This window comes from Bowmanella yangjiangensis, from assembly GCF_017255015.1.
In the GTDB taxonomy this organism is placed as follows: domain Bacteria; phylum Pseudomonadota; class Gammaproteobacteria; order Enterobacterales; family Alteromonadaceae; genus Bowmanella; species Bowmanella yangjiangensis.
The window spans coordinates 395,623-409,766 of sequence record NZ_JAFKCS010000002.1; the positions used below are offsets into that span (position 1 = coordinate 395,623).

At 50.6% G+C, this 14,144-nt stretch carries 13 protein-coding genes; 10 read left to right on the forward strand and 3 right to left on the reverse strand.

From position 1 onward, the window contains the following. Positions 1 to 9: 9 nt before the first annotated feature. Entirely contained in the window at positions 10 to 330 is a 321-nt protein-coding gene (gene yciH, locus J0A65_RS04215; RefSeq protein ID WP_206592868.1) for a stress response translation initiation inhibitor YciH, read from the reverse strand. 174 nt (positions 331 to 504) lie between these two features. Here yciH and J0A65_RS04220 point away from each other — a divergent pair, with 174 nt between their 5' ends. From J0A65_RS04220 to J0A65_RS04255, 8 genes are all read left to right on the forward strand, one after another. After that, positions 505 to 960 (forward strand): GNAT family N-acetyltransferase, encoded by a 456-nt coding sequence (locus tag J0A65_RS04220; protein ID WP_206592869.1) that lies wholly within the window; start codon positions 505 to 507, stop codon positions 958 to 960. 133 nt (positions 961 to 1,093) lie between these two features. Continuing rightward, on the forward strand, positions 1,094 to 2,110 hold the full coding sequence (locus J0A65_RS04225) for a Fe(3+) ABC transporter substrate-binding protein (protein WP_206592870.1): 1,017 nt from the start codon (positions 1,094 to 1,096) through the stop codon (positions 2,108 to 2,110). Positions 2,111 to 2,213: 103 nt separating this feature from the next. Beyond that, on the forward strand, positions 2,214 to 3,806 hold the full coding sequence (locus J0A65_RS04230) for an ABC transporter permease (RefSeq protein ID WP_232849719.1): 1,593 nt from the start codon (positions 2,214 to 2,216) through the stop codon (positions 3,804 to 3,806). Then, on the forward strand, positions 3,806 to 4,873 hold the full coding sequence (locus J0A65_RS04235; protein ID WP_206592871.1) for an ABC transporter ATP-binding protein: 1,068 nt from the start codon (positions 3,806 to 3,808) through the stop codon (positions 4,871 to 4,873). The genes J0A65_RS04230 and J0A65_RS04235 overlap by 1 nt, the downstream gene beginning before the upstream one ends. After that, the gene (locus J0A65_RS04240) at positions 4,870 to 5,652 is read left to right on the forward strand and encodes a S1/P1 nuclease (RefSeq protein ID WP_206592872.1); all 783 of its coding nucleotides are present in this window, start codon (positions 4,870 to 4,872) and stop codon (positions 5,650 to 5,652) included. Before J0A65_RS04235 ends, J0A65_RS04240 begins: the two co-directional genes overlap by 4 nt. A gap of 60 nt (positions 5,653 to 5,712) precedes the next feature. Continuing rightward, a complete protein-coding gene (locus J0A65_RS04245; RefSeq protein ID WP_206592873.1) occupies positions 5,713 to 6,705 on the forward strand; it encodes an NAD(P)/FAD-dependent oxidoreductase in 993 nt (330 codons plus the stop codon). 21 nt (positions 6,706 to 6,726) lie between these two features. Beyond that, positions 6,727 to 7,488 carry an EAL domain-containing protein gene (locus J0A65_RS04250; RefSeq protein WP_206592874.1) on the forward strand — a complete coding sequence of 254 codons (762 nt, stop codon included), beginning with the start codon at positions 6,727 to 6,729 and terminating at the stop codon, positions 7,486 to 7,488. Then, positions 7,478 to 7,918 carry a tellurite resistance TerB family protein gene (locus tag J0A65_RS04255; protein WP_206592875.1) on the forward strand — a complete coding sequence of 147 codons (441 nt, stop codon included), beginning with the start codon at positions 7,478 to 7,480 and terminating at the stop codon, positions 7,916 to 7,918. The genes J0A65_RS04250 and J0A65_RS04255 overlap by 11 nt, the downstream gene beginning before the upstream one ends. A 146-nt stretch (positions 7,919 to 8,064) precedes the next feature. On the opposite strand, the gene J0A65_RS04260 is transcribed toward J0A65_RS04255, so the two are convergent. Together J0A65_RS04260 and J0A65_RS04265 are read right to left on the reverse strand one after the other, a co-directional pair. Beyond that, positions 8,065 to 9,324, reverse strand: a complete 1,260-nt coding sequence (locus J0A65_RS04260) for an MFS transporter (RefSeq protein ID WP_206592876.1) — start codon at positions 9,322 to 9,324, stop codon at positions 8,065 to 8,067. Then, on the reverse strand, positions 9,325 to 11,127 hold the full coding sequence (locus tag J0A65_RS04265) for a sensor domain-containing diguanylate cyclase (RefSeq protein ID WP_206592877.1): 1,803 nt from the start codon (positions 11,125 to 11,127) through the stop codon (positions 9,325 to 9,327). It lies immediately after the preceding gene. A gap of 202 nt (positions 11,128 to 11,329) precedes the next feature. Between J0A65_RS04265 and J0A65_RS04270 the strand changes: the two genes are divergently transcribed. After that, on the forward strand, positions 11,330 to 13,171 hold the full coding sequence (locus J0A65_RS04270; protein ID WP_206592878.1) for a GNAT family N-acetyltransferase: 1,842 nt from the start codon (positions 11,330 to 11,332) through the stop codon (positions 13,169 to 13,171). Further along, a complete protein-coding gene (locus tag J0A65_RS04275; protein ID WP_206592879.1) occupies positions 13,168 to 14,085 on the forward strand; it encodes a histone deacetylase family protein in 918 nt (305 codons plus the stop codon). The genes J0A65_RS04270 and J0A65_RS04275 overlap by 4 nt, the downstream gene beginning before the upstream one ends. The last annotated feature ends 59 nt before the right edge of the window (positions 14,086 to 14,144 follow it).

A 14,144-nucleotide genomic window follows, 5' to 3' on the forward strand; every position in this document is an offset into this window, starting at 1 on the left:
GAAAGGCGGTTAGCCTCCGGCAAGCTTAACCTGAAAGCCTTTCTTTTCAAGCAATGCTTTTATCTTGTCGCGATTGTCACCCTGAATCTCAATCACGCCTTCTTTAACTGTACCACCTGTGCCACAGACTTTTTTCAGATCGCTGCATAGCTGTTTGATGTCGTTATCGTCCATTTGCATGCCGTAAACCGTCGTCACGCCTTTGCCTTTGCGGCCTTTGGTTTCGCGTTTGATACGGATAATGCCGTCGCCTTTGGGGGCTTGCTTAGCTGGTGTTGGTTCGGCAATGCGCCCGGTTGCGGTGGAATACACCAGAGGATTGTCGCTCATAGTCAGATTCTTGCTGCTGATTTGATGGGGCGATCTTAACCAACCTGGGCCACTTTGCCCAGACGCTTGATGCACTGATGTTGGCGGTGACCAACCTTGGCCTGCATTGGGGCTTCGGCTAGAATGCGCGGCACTTATAGCGGGCCGTTGGCGCCCTTTAGTCAGGATATACAGATGACCGATTTTATTCTTCGTCAGGCCGTTGCCCAGGATCTTGAGGCATTAACCGCCTTTAATCAGGCGATGGCGCTGGAAACCGAAAACAAGACCCTGGAAGCACAGACGCTGCGTCAGGGGGTTAACGGCATTCTTCAGCACCCCCATTACGGCTTTTATTTGGTGGCTGAGCGTGAAGGTGAAATCGTCGGTAGCCTGGCGGTAACTTATGAGTGGAGCGACTGGCGTAACAGCTTGTTCTGGTGGATCCAAAGCGTATACGTAGTGCCTGCTGCCAGACGACAGGGAATTTACTCCGCGCTTTATCATAAGGTGCAAGACATGGCTAAAGCGCAGGGTAATGTATGTGGCTTCCGCTTGTATGTGGAAAAGGAGAATCTTGTTGCTCAGGCGACATACCAGAAGCTGGGTATGCAGGAATGCCAGTATTTTATGTACCAGAGTAAAGCCTGAGTTTGATGCGGCCAAGGCAGAGTCTGAGACGGTGGATGACGTTCGTTGTTATTGAGAATTGTTATCAAAAAGGATAGAGTGACCGTCTTATCCTGTGCCGAACTGGCCGCTTGATCTTCGTAAGAGGGAAATTATGCTCAAACCTGTTTCTGTCCTTGCCCTTTTGTTATCTGCTGTGACCACCGTACAGGCGGCACAGGAAGTGAATGTTTATTCTGCCCGTAAGGAAGCGTTAATTAAGCCGGTCCTGGATGACTTCACCAAGCAAACCGGTATTCAGGTCAACCTTATCACTGGTAATGCTGACACCTTGCTGTCCCGCATTGCTACCGAAGGCCAATTCAGCCCGGCAGACTTGTTGGTGACCACCGACGTTGGCCGCTTACAGTGGGCCAAAGAATCGAATTTACTGCAGAGCGCTCAGGCTAATGAACAGTTGATGCGATGGGTGCCGGCCAATCTGCGTGATCAGGACAATCAGTGGTTTGCTCTGACCAAGCGCGCCAGACCTATTATGTATGCAATCGACAGAGTTAAACCTGAAGAGCTGAATCGTCTGGAAGACTTGACCGACGCCAAGTGGAAAGGGCGAATCTGTGTGCGTTCATCCACCAATATTTATAACCAGTCTATGGTGTCGGCATTGATTGAGCAGCTTGGTGAGCAGGCTACGCTGGAGCTGGCAAAAGGCTTAGTGAAGAACTTTGCCCGCCCGCCCAAAGGCGGCGATCGTGATCAAATCAAGGCCGTTGCTGCTGGGCAGTGTGATATTGCTATTGCCAATACCTACTACTTGGCCGGTATGCTAACTGATGCGGATAAATCGCAGGTGGAAGCCGCTAAGAAAGTGAAGGTGTTCTGGCCGAATCAATCTGATCGCGGTACCCACGTCAATATCTCTGGTGCCGGTGTCACCAAACATGCGCCGAATGCAGAGAACGCTAACAAGTTACTGGTATTTATGCTGAGTAAAGATGCGCAGCAATGGTATGCCGAACATAACGGTGAATATCCGGTGCGCAGTGATGTGGAGTCCAGCGAATTGCTTAAAGGTTTTGGTGAATTTAAGGCCGAGTCTATCCCACTGGAAAAAGTCGGGGCGCGTAATACCGACGCCCTGATGCTGATGAATCATGCCGGTTGGAAGTAACGGATAAAACAGGGATAATGCGCGCCCACGCAGTTCAGAGGCAGAGCAAGGTTTGGCAATACTGAGATCCCCCGGTCCTTTTAGTGGCTGGCGAAGCATAACCTTGACGGCTGCCACACTGCTGGCGCTCCCTATTTTATTAGTCACATTCAGCCTCAGCCAGCCACAATGGCTGGTTTGGCAGCATCTGGCAGACACTGTGCTGTTGGATTATGTGCTCAACAGCCTGATGCTGGCCTTCGGCGTGGGGCTGGGTGCTATGCTGCTGGGGACTTCCCTGGCTTGGTGTTGCCATCACTATCAATTTCCCGGTCGCAGCTGGTTTGAATGGCTGTTGTTGCTGCCACTGGCAATTCCTGCCTACATTATTGCCTATTGTTATACCGGTCTGCTGGATTTTGCTGGTCCGCTGCAAACCACCTTGCGGGAAACCTTTGGCTGGGGCTACGGCGACTATTGGTTTCCTGAAATCCGTTCTTTGGGTGGTGCCATCACCATGCTGATCCTGGTGTTGTACCCCTATGTATTTATGCTGGCCAGAAACGCTTTTCGTGACCAATCGCAAAGTTTGTTGGAAGCCAGTCGCAGTATGGGGCAAAGCCCGCAACAGTATTTTCTGAAAGTGGCAGTGCCTATGGCCAGACCTGCCATTCTAAGTGGTACGGCACTGGCTATGATGGAGGCCTTTGCCGATTTCGGCACGGTCGAATATTTTGGTGTTAGCACCTTTACCACAGGTATATTCCGTACCTGGTTTGGCATGGGCAATCATCTGGCGGCAGCACAGTTATCCGCTCTTTTGATGTTATTTGTGATGGGACTGGTGCTCTGGGAGCAATACTCCCGTCGTAAAATTCAATATTACTACCAGGGCCATAAACGTCAGACGCAGGCCCGAACCAGGCCGGCCGGGCTGACGCGCTGGTTATTGTTTTCCTTTTGCAGCCTGGTCCTGGCATTGGGCTTTTTACTGCCACTTGCCATGCTGCTGCACTGGGCCTGGCTGACTGGCCCGGAGCAACTCGACGCGCGGTTTTGGCGACTGGCCTGGAACAGTTTCTCACTGGCGCTGACGGCGGCATTGATCATTTTATTACTGGCGATGCTGTTTGCTTATGCCAAGCGACTGAAAAGCGATCCACTTATCAATGCGCCCGTTACGGTAGCAAAACTAGGGTATGCGCTGCCGGGGACTGTTATTGCGGTAGGGACTATGGTGCCGCTCGCCTGGTTTGATAAATCTCTGGATGCGCTGTTGCAAGCGTGTTTTGGGATCAGTACAGGTCTGCTGTTGTCAGGTACGGTGTTTGCGCTGTTGTTTGCCTATGCGGTGCGCTTTTTGGCGGTTAGTCTGCATCAGGTGGAAACAGGCCTTGCCCGGGTTAAACCCAGCATGGATATGGCTGGCCGAAGTTTAGGCTTAAGCCCGACAGGGGTTTTTAGCCAAGTGCATCTGCCGATGCTGCGGGCCAGTTTGCTTAGCGCAGTGTTACTGGTGTTTGTTGATGTGTTGAAAGAGTTACCGGCTACCTTGATTTTGCGCCCTTTTAACTTCGACACCCTGGCTATTCGTACCTATGAATTAGCCTCAGATGAGCGTCTGGCCGATGCTGCGGCGCCAGCACTGCTGATCTTAGTGGCCGGGTTGCTGCCGGTTATTTTGTTGTCCAGAGCCATCAATAAGGAAACGGCATAATGTTGCAACTCGAACATGTGGCCATCAGTTATGGCACCAACAAGGTGGTACAGGGCTTTGACCTGACTTTGCAGGCTGGCGAAATAGGCTGTTTACTCGGCGCGTCGGGGTGTGGCAAGACCTCTGTTTTGCGGGCGATTGCCGGCTTTGAACCCATCAGTGAAGGTCGTATCGACTTACATGAGAAAAATGTCAGCCGCCCTGGCTTCAGCGTTGCACCAGAGAAACGCCAGATAGGCATGGTATTTCAGGATTTTGCCCTGTTTCCCCACTTAACCGTGGCAGAAAATATCGCCTTCGGCATTCGTAGTTTACCTAAAGCGCAGCAGCGTGAGCGGGTTGACAGTTTGCTGACGCTGGTGGAATTGCAAGGGCTTGGCGATCGCTACAGTCATGCGTTGTCGGGCGGTCAGCAGCAGCGTGTCGCCCTGGCCAGGGCGATGGCACCAAAGCCGGATTTATTGCTGCTGGATGAGCCTTTTTCCAGCCTGGATACTGAGCTTCGCGGCAGTCTGGCCACTCAGGTCAGGCAGATTTTAAAGCAACAGGGCATTACCGCTTTGTTGGTTACCCATGATAAATCTGAAGCCTTCAGCATGGCGGACAAGCTGGGGGTAATGGATCAGGGCAGACTATTACAATGGGGTTGTCCTGCCACCTTGTTCAGTCGCCCAGCCAGCTTACATGTGGCTGATTTTATCGGCAAAGGCGCAACAGTGAAGGTAGAGTATTTGGGGGATGGTCGGATAGCCGGTGATGTTGGCAATTGGCCATTAGTGAGCAATGTCAGTGTTGCCAGTGGCACATCATTGAGCCTGCTGCTCAGACCGCATCAGGTTAAAACGGATCCTACCTCTGAGCTTAAGGCCAGGGTGCTACGGCAAATATTTCGAGGCGCGGATTATCTGTATGAATTGCAATTGCCCGGTGGCGAGTTGTTGCTAAGCAGTATGCCTCTGGATTGTGAATTTAGTCCTGGGCAAAGCCTGGGATTGTCGCTGGATTTGACCAATGCGCTGCTTTTTGATGCCGCCAATGGTCACAATGTTTTGCTGGAGTCACAATGAAAACCTACCTTGCTTTAGTCTCCCTGGTACTTTCACTGCTTAGTGGCCAAGCGTTGGCCTGGGGGGAAAAAGGCCACCGCACCGTGGCACTGCTGGCCTATGCACAGTTAAGTCAGGCTACACAGCAGAAAGTTGATGCCTTGCTAAAGCACAAAGGTTTTAAAGATATCGGCGAGGCATCAGTATGGGCGGACAAAATCCGTGAACAGAAACTACCTGCCTATGCGCACACCGGCCCCTGGCATTATGTGAATTTACCACGCGATGCAGAGGTTTTTGAGATGTCGCGGGATTGTGCGCGCCCTTGCATTGTCAGTGTATTGAAGGAGATGCAAGCTCAGCTTCAAAATGGTGATAAAGATAAGCAAGCTGAAGCCTTGGCCTTTGTCGTGCACCTAGTCGGGGATATACACCAACCTATGCATGTGAGTTTTGCCGATGACAAAGGTGGGAATACCACTAAGGTAAAAGTAAAAGGTGATGAAGTCAGTCTGCATTACTATTGGGACGGCCTGGTATTAAAAGGCTTACCACGCTCCGAACAACTGGCGGCCAGCTTGATGGAGGGCAGTGATGACGTGCAGCGAAGCCAGTGGCAATCTGCACCATTAAGCCAGTGGATTGCTGAGTCCTTTAACCTGACAAGGCAGGTGTACGCCAATCAATCCAACGTCGTGGATGCGGGCCGGCAACAGCGGGATCAAGCGTTGGCGATTAAGCGCCTGCAAGTGGCAGGTGCGCGTTTGGCTTCATTACTGGAGCAGCAGCTAAGTCGTTAAAGCGTGATCTTTTGTTGGCCTGGCACGTATATACTTTTTTTACGTTGAGTAATCCTTGCCATGGATATCGCAGTTGTAGGAGCTGGTGTTACCGGTAGCCTGATCGCCGCTTCTTTGCAAAAACAAGGGCATAAAGTCAGTGTGTTTGAGAAGTCTCGCGGCCGGGGAGGTAGAACCACCTGTAAGCGCACGCATTGGGGGCAGTTTGACCTCGGGGCGCCGTTTATTCGTCCAACACAATTACCCGTGCTAAACATTATAAGCGAATTGGAAAGTCTGGGTATTGCCCGGCGCTGGATGGTCACGCCTTACCACCGAGGCGAAACCTTTGTTTCTGAAAAAGAGAGCGCGCCAATTTATGTGATGGTGCCAGGAATGAATGCGGCATGCCATCATTGGCTAACAGGCTGCAGATTGGCCACGTCGGTGCAAATCACACATTTGCAGAAGACTCCCAAAGGGTGGATTCTATGGGATAGTACTCAATGCAAGTTTGGTTTGTTTGACTGGGTGATAGTCACAGCGCCCTGGCCACAAACTTACTCTTTGCTTGCTCCTTATGTATTGTTAGCGCCTTTGGAAGAGAGGCATTGGCAACCTTGCTGGGCTGTAGCAGTGCAACTGCAGTCAGCACTTCCTGATGCTATGCCCATTATCTATTCCTCAGATTCATTGCTACAACTTGCGGTATTGGACAGCGCTAAACCTCAGCGTCAGTCACAACTGCAAACTTGGGTAATGTATCTGACTCACCAAGCATCTGCTTCATTAAGCGATGAGAGTAGTGAAGCGGTTAGTTTTAAGGCTCTAACAGCGTTAGCACAGATGTTCGAACGTGATACCGTAGACACATTACAGTGTTATGCCCATTTTTGGCGCTATGCCAGACTGGCATCTGAAGCACCGCGAATTGCCCCTGTGTTTGATTCTGAATTGGGCTTGGCTGCTGTTGGAGACTGGGCAGTTGGAGGATCTGTAGACGCATCAATCAAGGCTGCAACACAATTTTGTCAGCAATTTGGCGAAAACTTTTGTTATGCTCACGTAAAATAATCAGCGCAAGAACCTGATGGTATGAACAATTGCCGCCGATGTGATTGTGATGTTCCGCTTGAATTTGACATTGCTATGGCTTTTCAGCCAATAGTAGATTTACATACCTGTACCCTTTTCGCTTACGAAGCACTCGTGAGAGGCGTTAATGGGGAGGGGGCAGGGCAAGTGTTGTCTAAAGTAACAGAAAAAAACCGCTATAGTTTTGATCAAACCTGCCGTACCACAGCCATTCGAATTGCTTCAGAACTGGGATGTAATACCCGGTTGAGCATCAACTTTTTGCCAAACGCAGTTTATGAACCTGAGGCGTGCCTGAGAGAAACCCTAAAAGCAGCCCAAAAATATGGGTTTCCTTATCAGAGTATTATTTTTGAGGTGACTGAACACGAAAAGGTCGATGTTGCAAAAATTCTGGATATTTTTCGTACTTACCAAAAGCAAGGATTTATGACCGCGATAGATGATTTCGGCGAAGGCTATTCCGGTCTTAATCTGTTGGCGATGTTTCAGCCTGATATAATTAAACTGGATATGCTGTTAATCCGAGGTATTGACAAAGATCCTGCCAAGCAAGCCATCTTCAGTGGCATGGCGTTAATTACCGAGCGTCTCGGTATTAAGCTTCTGGCTGAGGGGGTGGAAACTGAAGGCGAATTTACTTACCTACGTGAGAAAGGCGTGCGCTACATGCAAGGTTACTACATTTGCAAACCTCTGTTTATGACCCTGGCTGATGAGAAGCAGGTGTTCGGTGAACTAGACAGGCACTATGATCACTAAGGTCAAAAAATGGTTGCAGCTGAGGTTGGAACCAGCGTCAACCAACCAAAATCTAGGAATAGATCTTGCCACTGCTGTGTTGTATGTCGAAGTCGCCCGTGCCGATAATCAGTTTGAAGAGAGTGAAATTCAGTTTCTTACGCAACTGTTGAAAAGGGAATTTTCAGTGTCTGAATCACAAGCGCAGGCGTTAGTTCGGGATTCCAGACAACATGCGGAGCAGGCGGCTGACTTAGTCAGTTTTACCCGGCTCTTAAACCAGCAGTATAGCGGTGTACAGAAAGTTCAGATCCTCGAAAACCTCTGGCAGCTGGCCTATGCTGATGGGCACCTGGATAGCCATGAAGAGCATATTATTCGCCGTATTGCGGACTTGCTGTATATCCCCCATAGCCAGTTTATTCAGGCCAAACTTAAGGCGCAGGATTAGCGCCCGTTGACCTTTTGAGCAGCGCTGTTCAAGTCCGTTCCATACGGACTTGTCCCTCACTTAGGCAGAATAACGACACCAGCTTCACTCTGCCTTGTATTAAAGAACCACAAACTGCTGCAAATTCAAAAGGTTAATCTGCTCTACTAAGTTTCAGCCATTCGCCAGGTAGACCAACTACCCGCCAGTCCCATTAAGCCCAAAAACAAGACAACCGCCGGAACCGACATACTCGCCACAAAGGCCGTGATGCCGCCCATCAGTAGCAGGAGTGTGCCGATGACAGTGTTGCTGACCGACACATAGTCAGTACGTTTGACGCCACCGGCCATATTGACCAGATAGGTTTGCCTGCCGATACGAACCCCTTCGTGGGCAATTGACAAACTCAGATAGAACAGCGCATACAGCCAAACCGGTGCATCATTGAGCTGAAGCTCTGCCAGCCATACAGCCATGCAACTTAGTGCCGCCAATACGCCGCCAAGCAGCATCACCCGGCGGCTGGATTGGTCTGCCATCAGCCCCCATATACTGGCGGATAGACTGGAGGCCAAACTGCTGGCCAGTAAAAAGAGGGCGAAGGTGCTGGTCTCGGCTTGCCTGTTTTGGGCCAGCAGCAGAATAAAAGGCGCGGACAGGGCAGAGCCCATCAGCAGAGCGCGGGAAAGTACAAAATGGCGGAACCTTCGGTCTTGATTGAGTAACTGCCAGGCGTTTTTAATTGCGGAAAATTTGTTGTTGCCAGGCGGTCTGCATTCCCCGGCTGGTTCCCGCAAGGTAAAAAACAACAGTCCAGCTATTAGCCAGAGCAGACCTGCTGTCAGCAATAACCATAGATACGCCCCGGTACTTATAGACCTAGCGTCTATGAAAAACAGCAGGCTAATGATAAACGTCAGCGCACCTGCGAGGCTGGCGGCATAGCCAGACAGGCGTCCACGCTGTTGTTTGATAATGACTTTTCCCTGTATGTCCTTAATAGTGACGGAGCAGAGCGCGCGGGCCAGACTGAATAGCACCAACAGCGCTAATACTGTATAGCCAGCGGCATTCCCTGTTAGACGCCACAATGCCAGCATCATGCCCAGTACGGCCAGTCCCTGTATCAGTGCGCCCAGTTGCCAGAGCCCTTTGCGATGTACGAAACGATTTGCCCAGGCGCCAATGGCGATTTGTGGGATCATTGAGCCGGACTCGCGAATAGGCACTAACATAGAAATAAGCGCCGGTGAAGCACCGACGCTGCCGAGTAACCAGGTCAGCACTATCTTGGGGGACGCGAGCAAATCACCTAGTTTAGTCAGAACTAATGCGGCGCACAGCAGCCAGAAAGACTGCCTTTGTGCAGTACTGGAGGCGTGTTGTTCTGTTAACTCGTGGCTGGCCGGTTGCTTGGTTGCCATCTATTGTTCATCCATAGATACCCGATTCCGGCCATCGGCCTTAGCTTGGTAGAGATGCTGGTCGGCACGTTGCAATAGTGCCCTGGTATTGTGTTCTGCAGTAGGTATAACACTGGATAAGCCAATACTGATAGTTAAAAAATAAGGTTTGTCATCAATCATGGCGGGGCGGCCGGCAATGGCCTGACGCATCTGCTCCGCCAGCACTGCGGCGGCTGTAACTGTGGTGTTGGGCAGGATTACGGCAAATTCCTCGCCGCCATAGCGCGCGACTAAATCATCTGGGCGGTGCAGCTGCTGAGCCAGTTGTTCAGCAACCTGGATAAGCGCCTGATCGCCAGCAGGGTGGCCATATTTGTCATTAAAGGCCTTGAAATGGTCAATATCGATAAGCAGCAAAGACAAGGGCTGCTTTTCCCGTTTGGCATTCAGCCATTGTTGGCGCAAATGCTCGTCAAAGGCCCGGCGGTTAGCAATGCCGGTCAGGCTGTCCTGAATGGAGAGTTGCTGTAATTTATCGTTGGCCTCCTGCAACTGTTGGGTGCGATGAATAACGCGGTCTTCCAGTTTATCTATGGCGTCGGCTAATTCATCGCCTAGATGGGCAAGGCTGGCGGACAGATGCTGCACTTCTCGGATCTGACTGGCTTTGAAGCTATTCTGCCGCAGTGCATTTAAGGCCCGGCTGTTTGCCAGTTGCGAAATTTGTTCAATAGGTCGGGCAATAAAGCCCCCTAACAAGGCGCCGCATAGCGCCAGCAAGACTAAGGTCATAAGCACAAATCCCAGCGCGTGACGGGTGGTTTGCTCGGTTTTGCCGACAAATTCCTGTTCTGGCAGCAGCACGCCCAGTTGCCAATGTTTGCCATAGCCAAGGTCAATACGGCGAATATTGGTTAGATAGCGGCTATCCCCGGCATCCAGGGCTCCCACAAATGGCCTGTCATCCACCTGGTATTGGCTGACTTTACGTAGCAGTGCGCTAGGGTGAGTTGCCAAATTCAGGCGGTTAGATGGATTGTCGGGGTCGACAAAGGGCAGTGTGGGTGACGAGGTGGCAATCAATTTACCCTCAGCATCGGCCAGATAGGCGACTCCAGCGTTACCCAAAGGAATATCTGCCATAAACTCGTTGAGCCGTTCCAAGGCCATATCCACACCACAAACGGCAATCACTTTACCTTGAGCATCAAGCACCGCCAGCGACATACTGATACCAAAGTCTGGCATCCCGGCATAGTGGTATATGCTTCCCCAGGCCAACTCGCCCGGTGTTTTGAGGGCTGCCAACATAAAGGGACGCTGTCTGGGATCGTAGTCCAGTAATTCTGAATTACGGGCTCCAAGGCTACCGTCAGGATTGGCCTGATAACCCGCTAACTTTAATCGGCCATCAATGAAATTAGCGGCAATATGCGGTTGGATGTTTTCGCCTGGATCGCGGGCACCGGTAATATAGCGTCCATCCGGTAAGGCAACAGAAATAAAAGAGATACGCTCAAACTGCCGGATTTGTGTATACAGCCAGGGTGCCAGGCTTTCTGGTTGTTGGATATCCAGGCGTCCACTTAGTATACCTTCGGCATTTAAGGTTAAGACTGCGGGCAGTTGTTCGGTTAGTTGCAATATTTGGCTGGCTAGTCGCTTGCTGCGCTCTTCTGCCATCTGATGACCAAATGCTCTGCCTGTATCCAGGCTGGTATGCACAAATATGCCACCGATTAGCATGGCACCAACCAGAAACAGCAAGGTTGTGGGGATGATGATTAAGATCCTAAGAGGCAGATTACCTGCTCGACTCATTTTTTGCTTCCGTTCATACAACAGCTAATACCATGAACTAAGATTTTGTTATTTAATGGAATTACTATTTACTACCAAGTCTATCTGCTAATGTTACGGCAAGTTGCAGATAACTCGAAGCGCTTTGGTTTATATCAAACCATGAAGGCTTGCTGGGTGACAAAATAGCTTGTACATCGCCCGGGTATTAAAGGAGTTACATATGTATACCGCGTTGCCGAACCGGCCTGATTGGCAGACTTTATTAAAATCCGGTAATCGTATTTTTCTCGGCTCCCATGCCGCTGTGCCTAATGCGCTGATAGACGACCTGATAGCCAATGCCCAGGGCCTGCATGATATAGAAGTTGTGCATATTCTGACCCTGGCCGATCACCGCTGGGTAGAACCTAAATACAATGATCTTTTTAAGGTAAATACCTTTTTTATCGGCGGCGACAAAATGCGGGCAGCCGTTTCCGAAGGGCGAGCTGACTATACACCGTGCTTCTTGTCCGAAGTGTCCAGCCTGTTTGAAACGGATATTTTGCCGCTGGATGCCGCGTTAATTATGGTAGGGCCCCCGGATAAGTTTGGTTACTGCTCATTGGGTGTGTCGGTGGATGTGGTGCAAGCGGCGGTACGTAAAGCCAAGTACGTGATTGCCCAGATCAATCCATTGATGCCGCGCACCAGTGGCGACTCTTTTGTGCACGTCTCGCAATTAAGCGCTAGTATTGAGCGCCAGCAGGAATTGCCGGAAATGCCAGATATTGAGTCCGATCCTGTCACAGAACGGATTGGCCAGTATGTGTCGATGTTGGTGGAAGACGGTGCAACCTTGCAACTTGGGATAGGTAAGATCCCTAATGCTGTGTTGCAATATTTGCAACATCATAAAGACCTGGGGGTACACAGCGAGCTGATAACTGACGGCATCATCGATTTGATTGCCAAAGGTGTAATCAATAACCGCAAGAAGACCTTCCACCCGGGTAAAACGGTTACCAGCTTTTGCCTTGGCAGTAAGCGGCTTTACGATTTTGTTGACGGCAATCCGCATGTGGAGTTCTACCCAAGCGGCTATGTCAATTCACCGGTAAATATCTCCCGTAACAATAAGATGGTGGCTATCAATAGCGCCATTGAGGTGGACTTAACCGGTCAGGTCGTAGCGGACTCCATCGGTTATCAGTTTTATAGTGGTATAGGCGGGCAGGTGGACTTTATCCGTGGAGCGGCTATCAGCCCTGGCGGTAAGCCCATCATCGCTTTGCCCTCTACGGCCAAAAACGGTAAGGTGTCACGCATTGTGCCGCATATTACCCAAGGCAGCGGGGTGGTCACCTCGCGGGGGCATGTTCACTACGTGGTGACCGAGTTTGGTGTTGCCTCGTTAAAAGGCCGCAGTATTCGTGAGCGGGCGCTGGAATTGATTCGGGTTGCCCACCCTAAGTTTCGAGCCCTGTTACTGGAGCAGGTGCGTAAACACTATTGGGTACCTCATTATCAGAAGGACTATCCCCGTGAAGTACCTGAGCTTGGCAAAATCAGTGTTAAAACCCTGATTATTGATGGAGCGAGCTTTGACTTGCGCCCTTTAAACCCGGCGGATGAGCGCCGATTGCAGGAGTTTTTCTACTCGCACACCAAGGAAACCCTGTTTTATCGATACAACTATTATCCCACCCAGATGACGAGGGAAAAGTCCTGCAGTTTGGTCAGTGTGGATCAGAGCCGCGATTTAGCGCTGTGTATCGTCAGACAGCAAGGCTCGGTGTCAGAAATTCAGGCGGTAGGGCGGTATTATCTGAATGACGATGGCAGCAGCTGTGAAGTGGCCTTTGTGACCCGTGAAAAATATCACGGTAAAGGCATGGCCCGCCAACTGCTGGCCGAAATGATCCGTATTGCCGGTATGCGGGGCCTGGAATCCATGCAAGCCTATGTGCGGTCGGACAATAAAAATATGTTGAGGGTGTTTGAAAGTGCCAACTTTAAACGTATGCCCGCTGAAGATCCTGGAGAAGTGATGTTAAAACTGTCGTTAAAGGCTGATTCATGAGCTTGGTATTTATCAGTCATCCGGCTTGCGCCCTGCATGATGTTGGAGATGAACATCCTGAATCACCGGAGCGTCTGGATGCTATCAACGACAGGCTCATAGCATCCGGACTGGATTATTCCATTTTGCGTGCCGAGGCGGACAAGGCCAACCGCAAGCAATTGTATCTGGCGCACGATAAGGCTTATGTGGACAAGCTGTTTGCCTGTACGCCCAAAGAGGGCAAAGTGCAGTTGGACGATGACACCACCATGATGCCACGTAGCCTGGAAGCCGCCCTTTATGCCGCCGGGGCTAATGTGATGGCGGTGGACATGTTGATGCAGGATAAAGTGGGGCAGGCTTTTTGTGCCGTACGCCCGCCAGGTCACCATGCAGAGCGGGATAAGGCCATGGGCTTTTGCCTGTTTAACAATATTGCCGTCGCGGCACATTGGGCGATGCATAAGTATAAGTTGCAACGCATCGCTATCGTGGATTTTGATGTTCACCACGGTAATGGCACCGAAGACATCTTTTTTGACGACGAACGTGTATTGTTTTGCTCCTCTTATGAGTATCCCTTTTACCCATTTAATGTCGGACCGGGTAATGAGCATATTCTCAATTTGCCGCTGCCTCCCGGCACAGACGGCGACAGTTTTCGTGAGGCAGTGACTAACCAGTGGCTGGACAAAATTGATGCCTTTGCTCCACAGCTTATTTTGATTTCCGCTGGTTTTGACGGTCATTACGAAGACGATATGGCGCATTTTCGCCTGGTTGAGACCGACTACGATTGGATCACCCGCGAATTAAAGCAAATTGCCAACAAACATTGTAACGGCAAGATGCTTTCAACCCTGGAAGGGGGCTACGCCATGAGTGCCCTGGGTCGCAGTGTGACAGTGCATATTAAGGCGATGATGGAATGAAGTGACAGCCCTTAGTTTGAAAAGGCCGTAACACCGTACTTTTCTGATTGTATCCGTTT

Coding starts and splice junctions, on each gene's coding strand:
- J0A65_RS04260 (WP_206592876.1), bottom strand. CDS start 9,324: ATGGCAACCAAGCAACCGGCCAGCCACGAGTTAACAGAACAACACGCC.
- J0A65_RS04275 (WP_206592879.1), top strand. CDS start 13,168: ATGAGCTTGGTATTTATCAGTCATCCGGCTTGCGCCCTGCATGATGTT.
- J0A65_RS04245 (WP_206592873.1), top strand. CDS start 5,713: ATGGATATCGCAGTTGTAGGAGCTGGTGTTACCGGTAGCCTGATCGCC.
- J0A65_RS04255 (WP_206592875.1), top strand. CDS start 7,478: ATGATCACTAAGGTCAAAAAATGGTTGCAGCTGAGGTTGGAACCAGCG.
- J0A65_RS04235 (WP_206592871.1), top strand. CDS start 3,806: ATGTTGCAACTCGAACATGTGGCCATCAGTTATGGCACCAACAAGGTG.
- J0A65_RS04250 (WP_206592874.1), top strand. CDS start 6,727: ATGAACAATTGCCGCCGATGTGATTGTGATGTTCCGCTTGAATTTGAC.
- yciH (WP_206592868.1), bottom strand. CDS start 330: ATGAGCGACAATCCTCTGGTGTATTCCACCGCAACCGGGCGCATTGCC.
- J0A65_RS04220 (WP_206592869.1), top strand. CDS start 505: ATGACCGATTTTATTCTTCGTCAGGCCGTTGCCCAGGATCTTGAGGCA.
- J0A65_RS04225 (WP_206592870.1), top strand. CDS start 1,094: ATGCTCAAACCTGTTTCTGTCCTTGCCCTTTTGTTATCTGCTGTGACC.
- J0A65_RS04270 (WP_206592878.1), top strand. CDS start 11,330: ATGTATACCGCGTTGCCGAACCGGCCTGATTGGCAGACTTTATTAAAA.
- J0A65_RS04265 (WP_206592877.1), bottom strand. CDS start 11,127: ATGAGTCGAGCAGGTAATCTGCCTCTTAGGATCTTAATCATCATCCCC.
- J0A65_RS04240 (WP_206592872.1), top strand. CDS start 4,870: ATGAAAACCTACCTTGCTTTAGTCTCCCTGGTACTTTCACTGCTTAGT.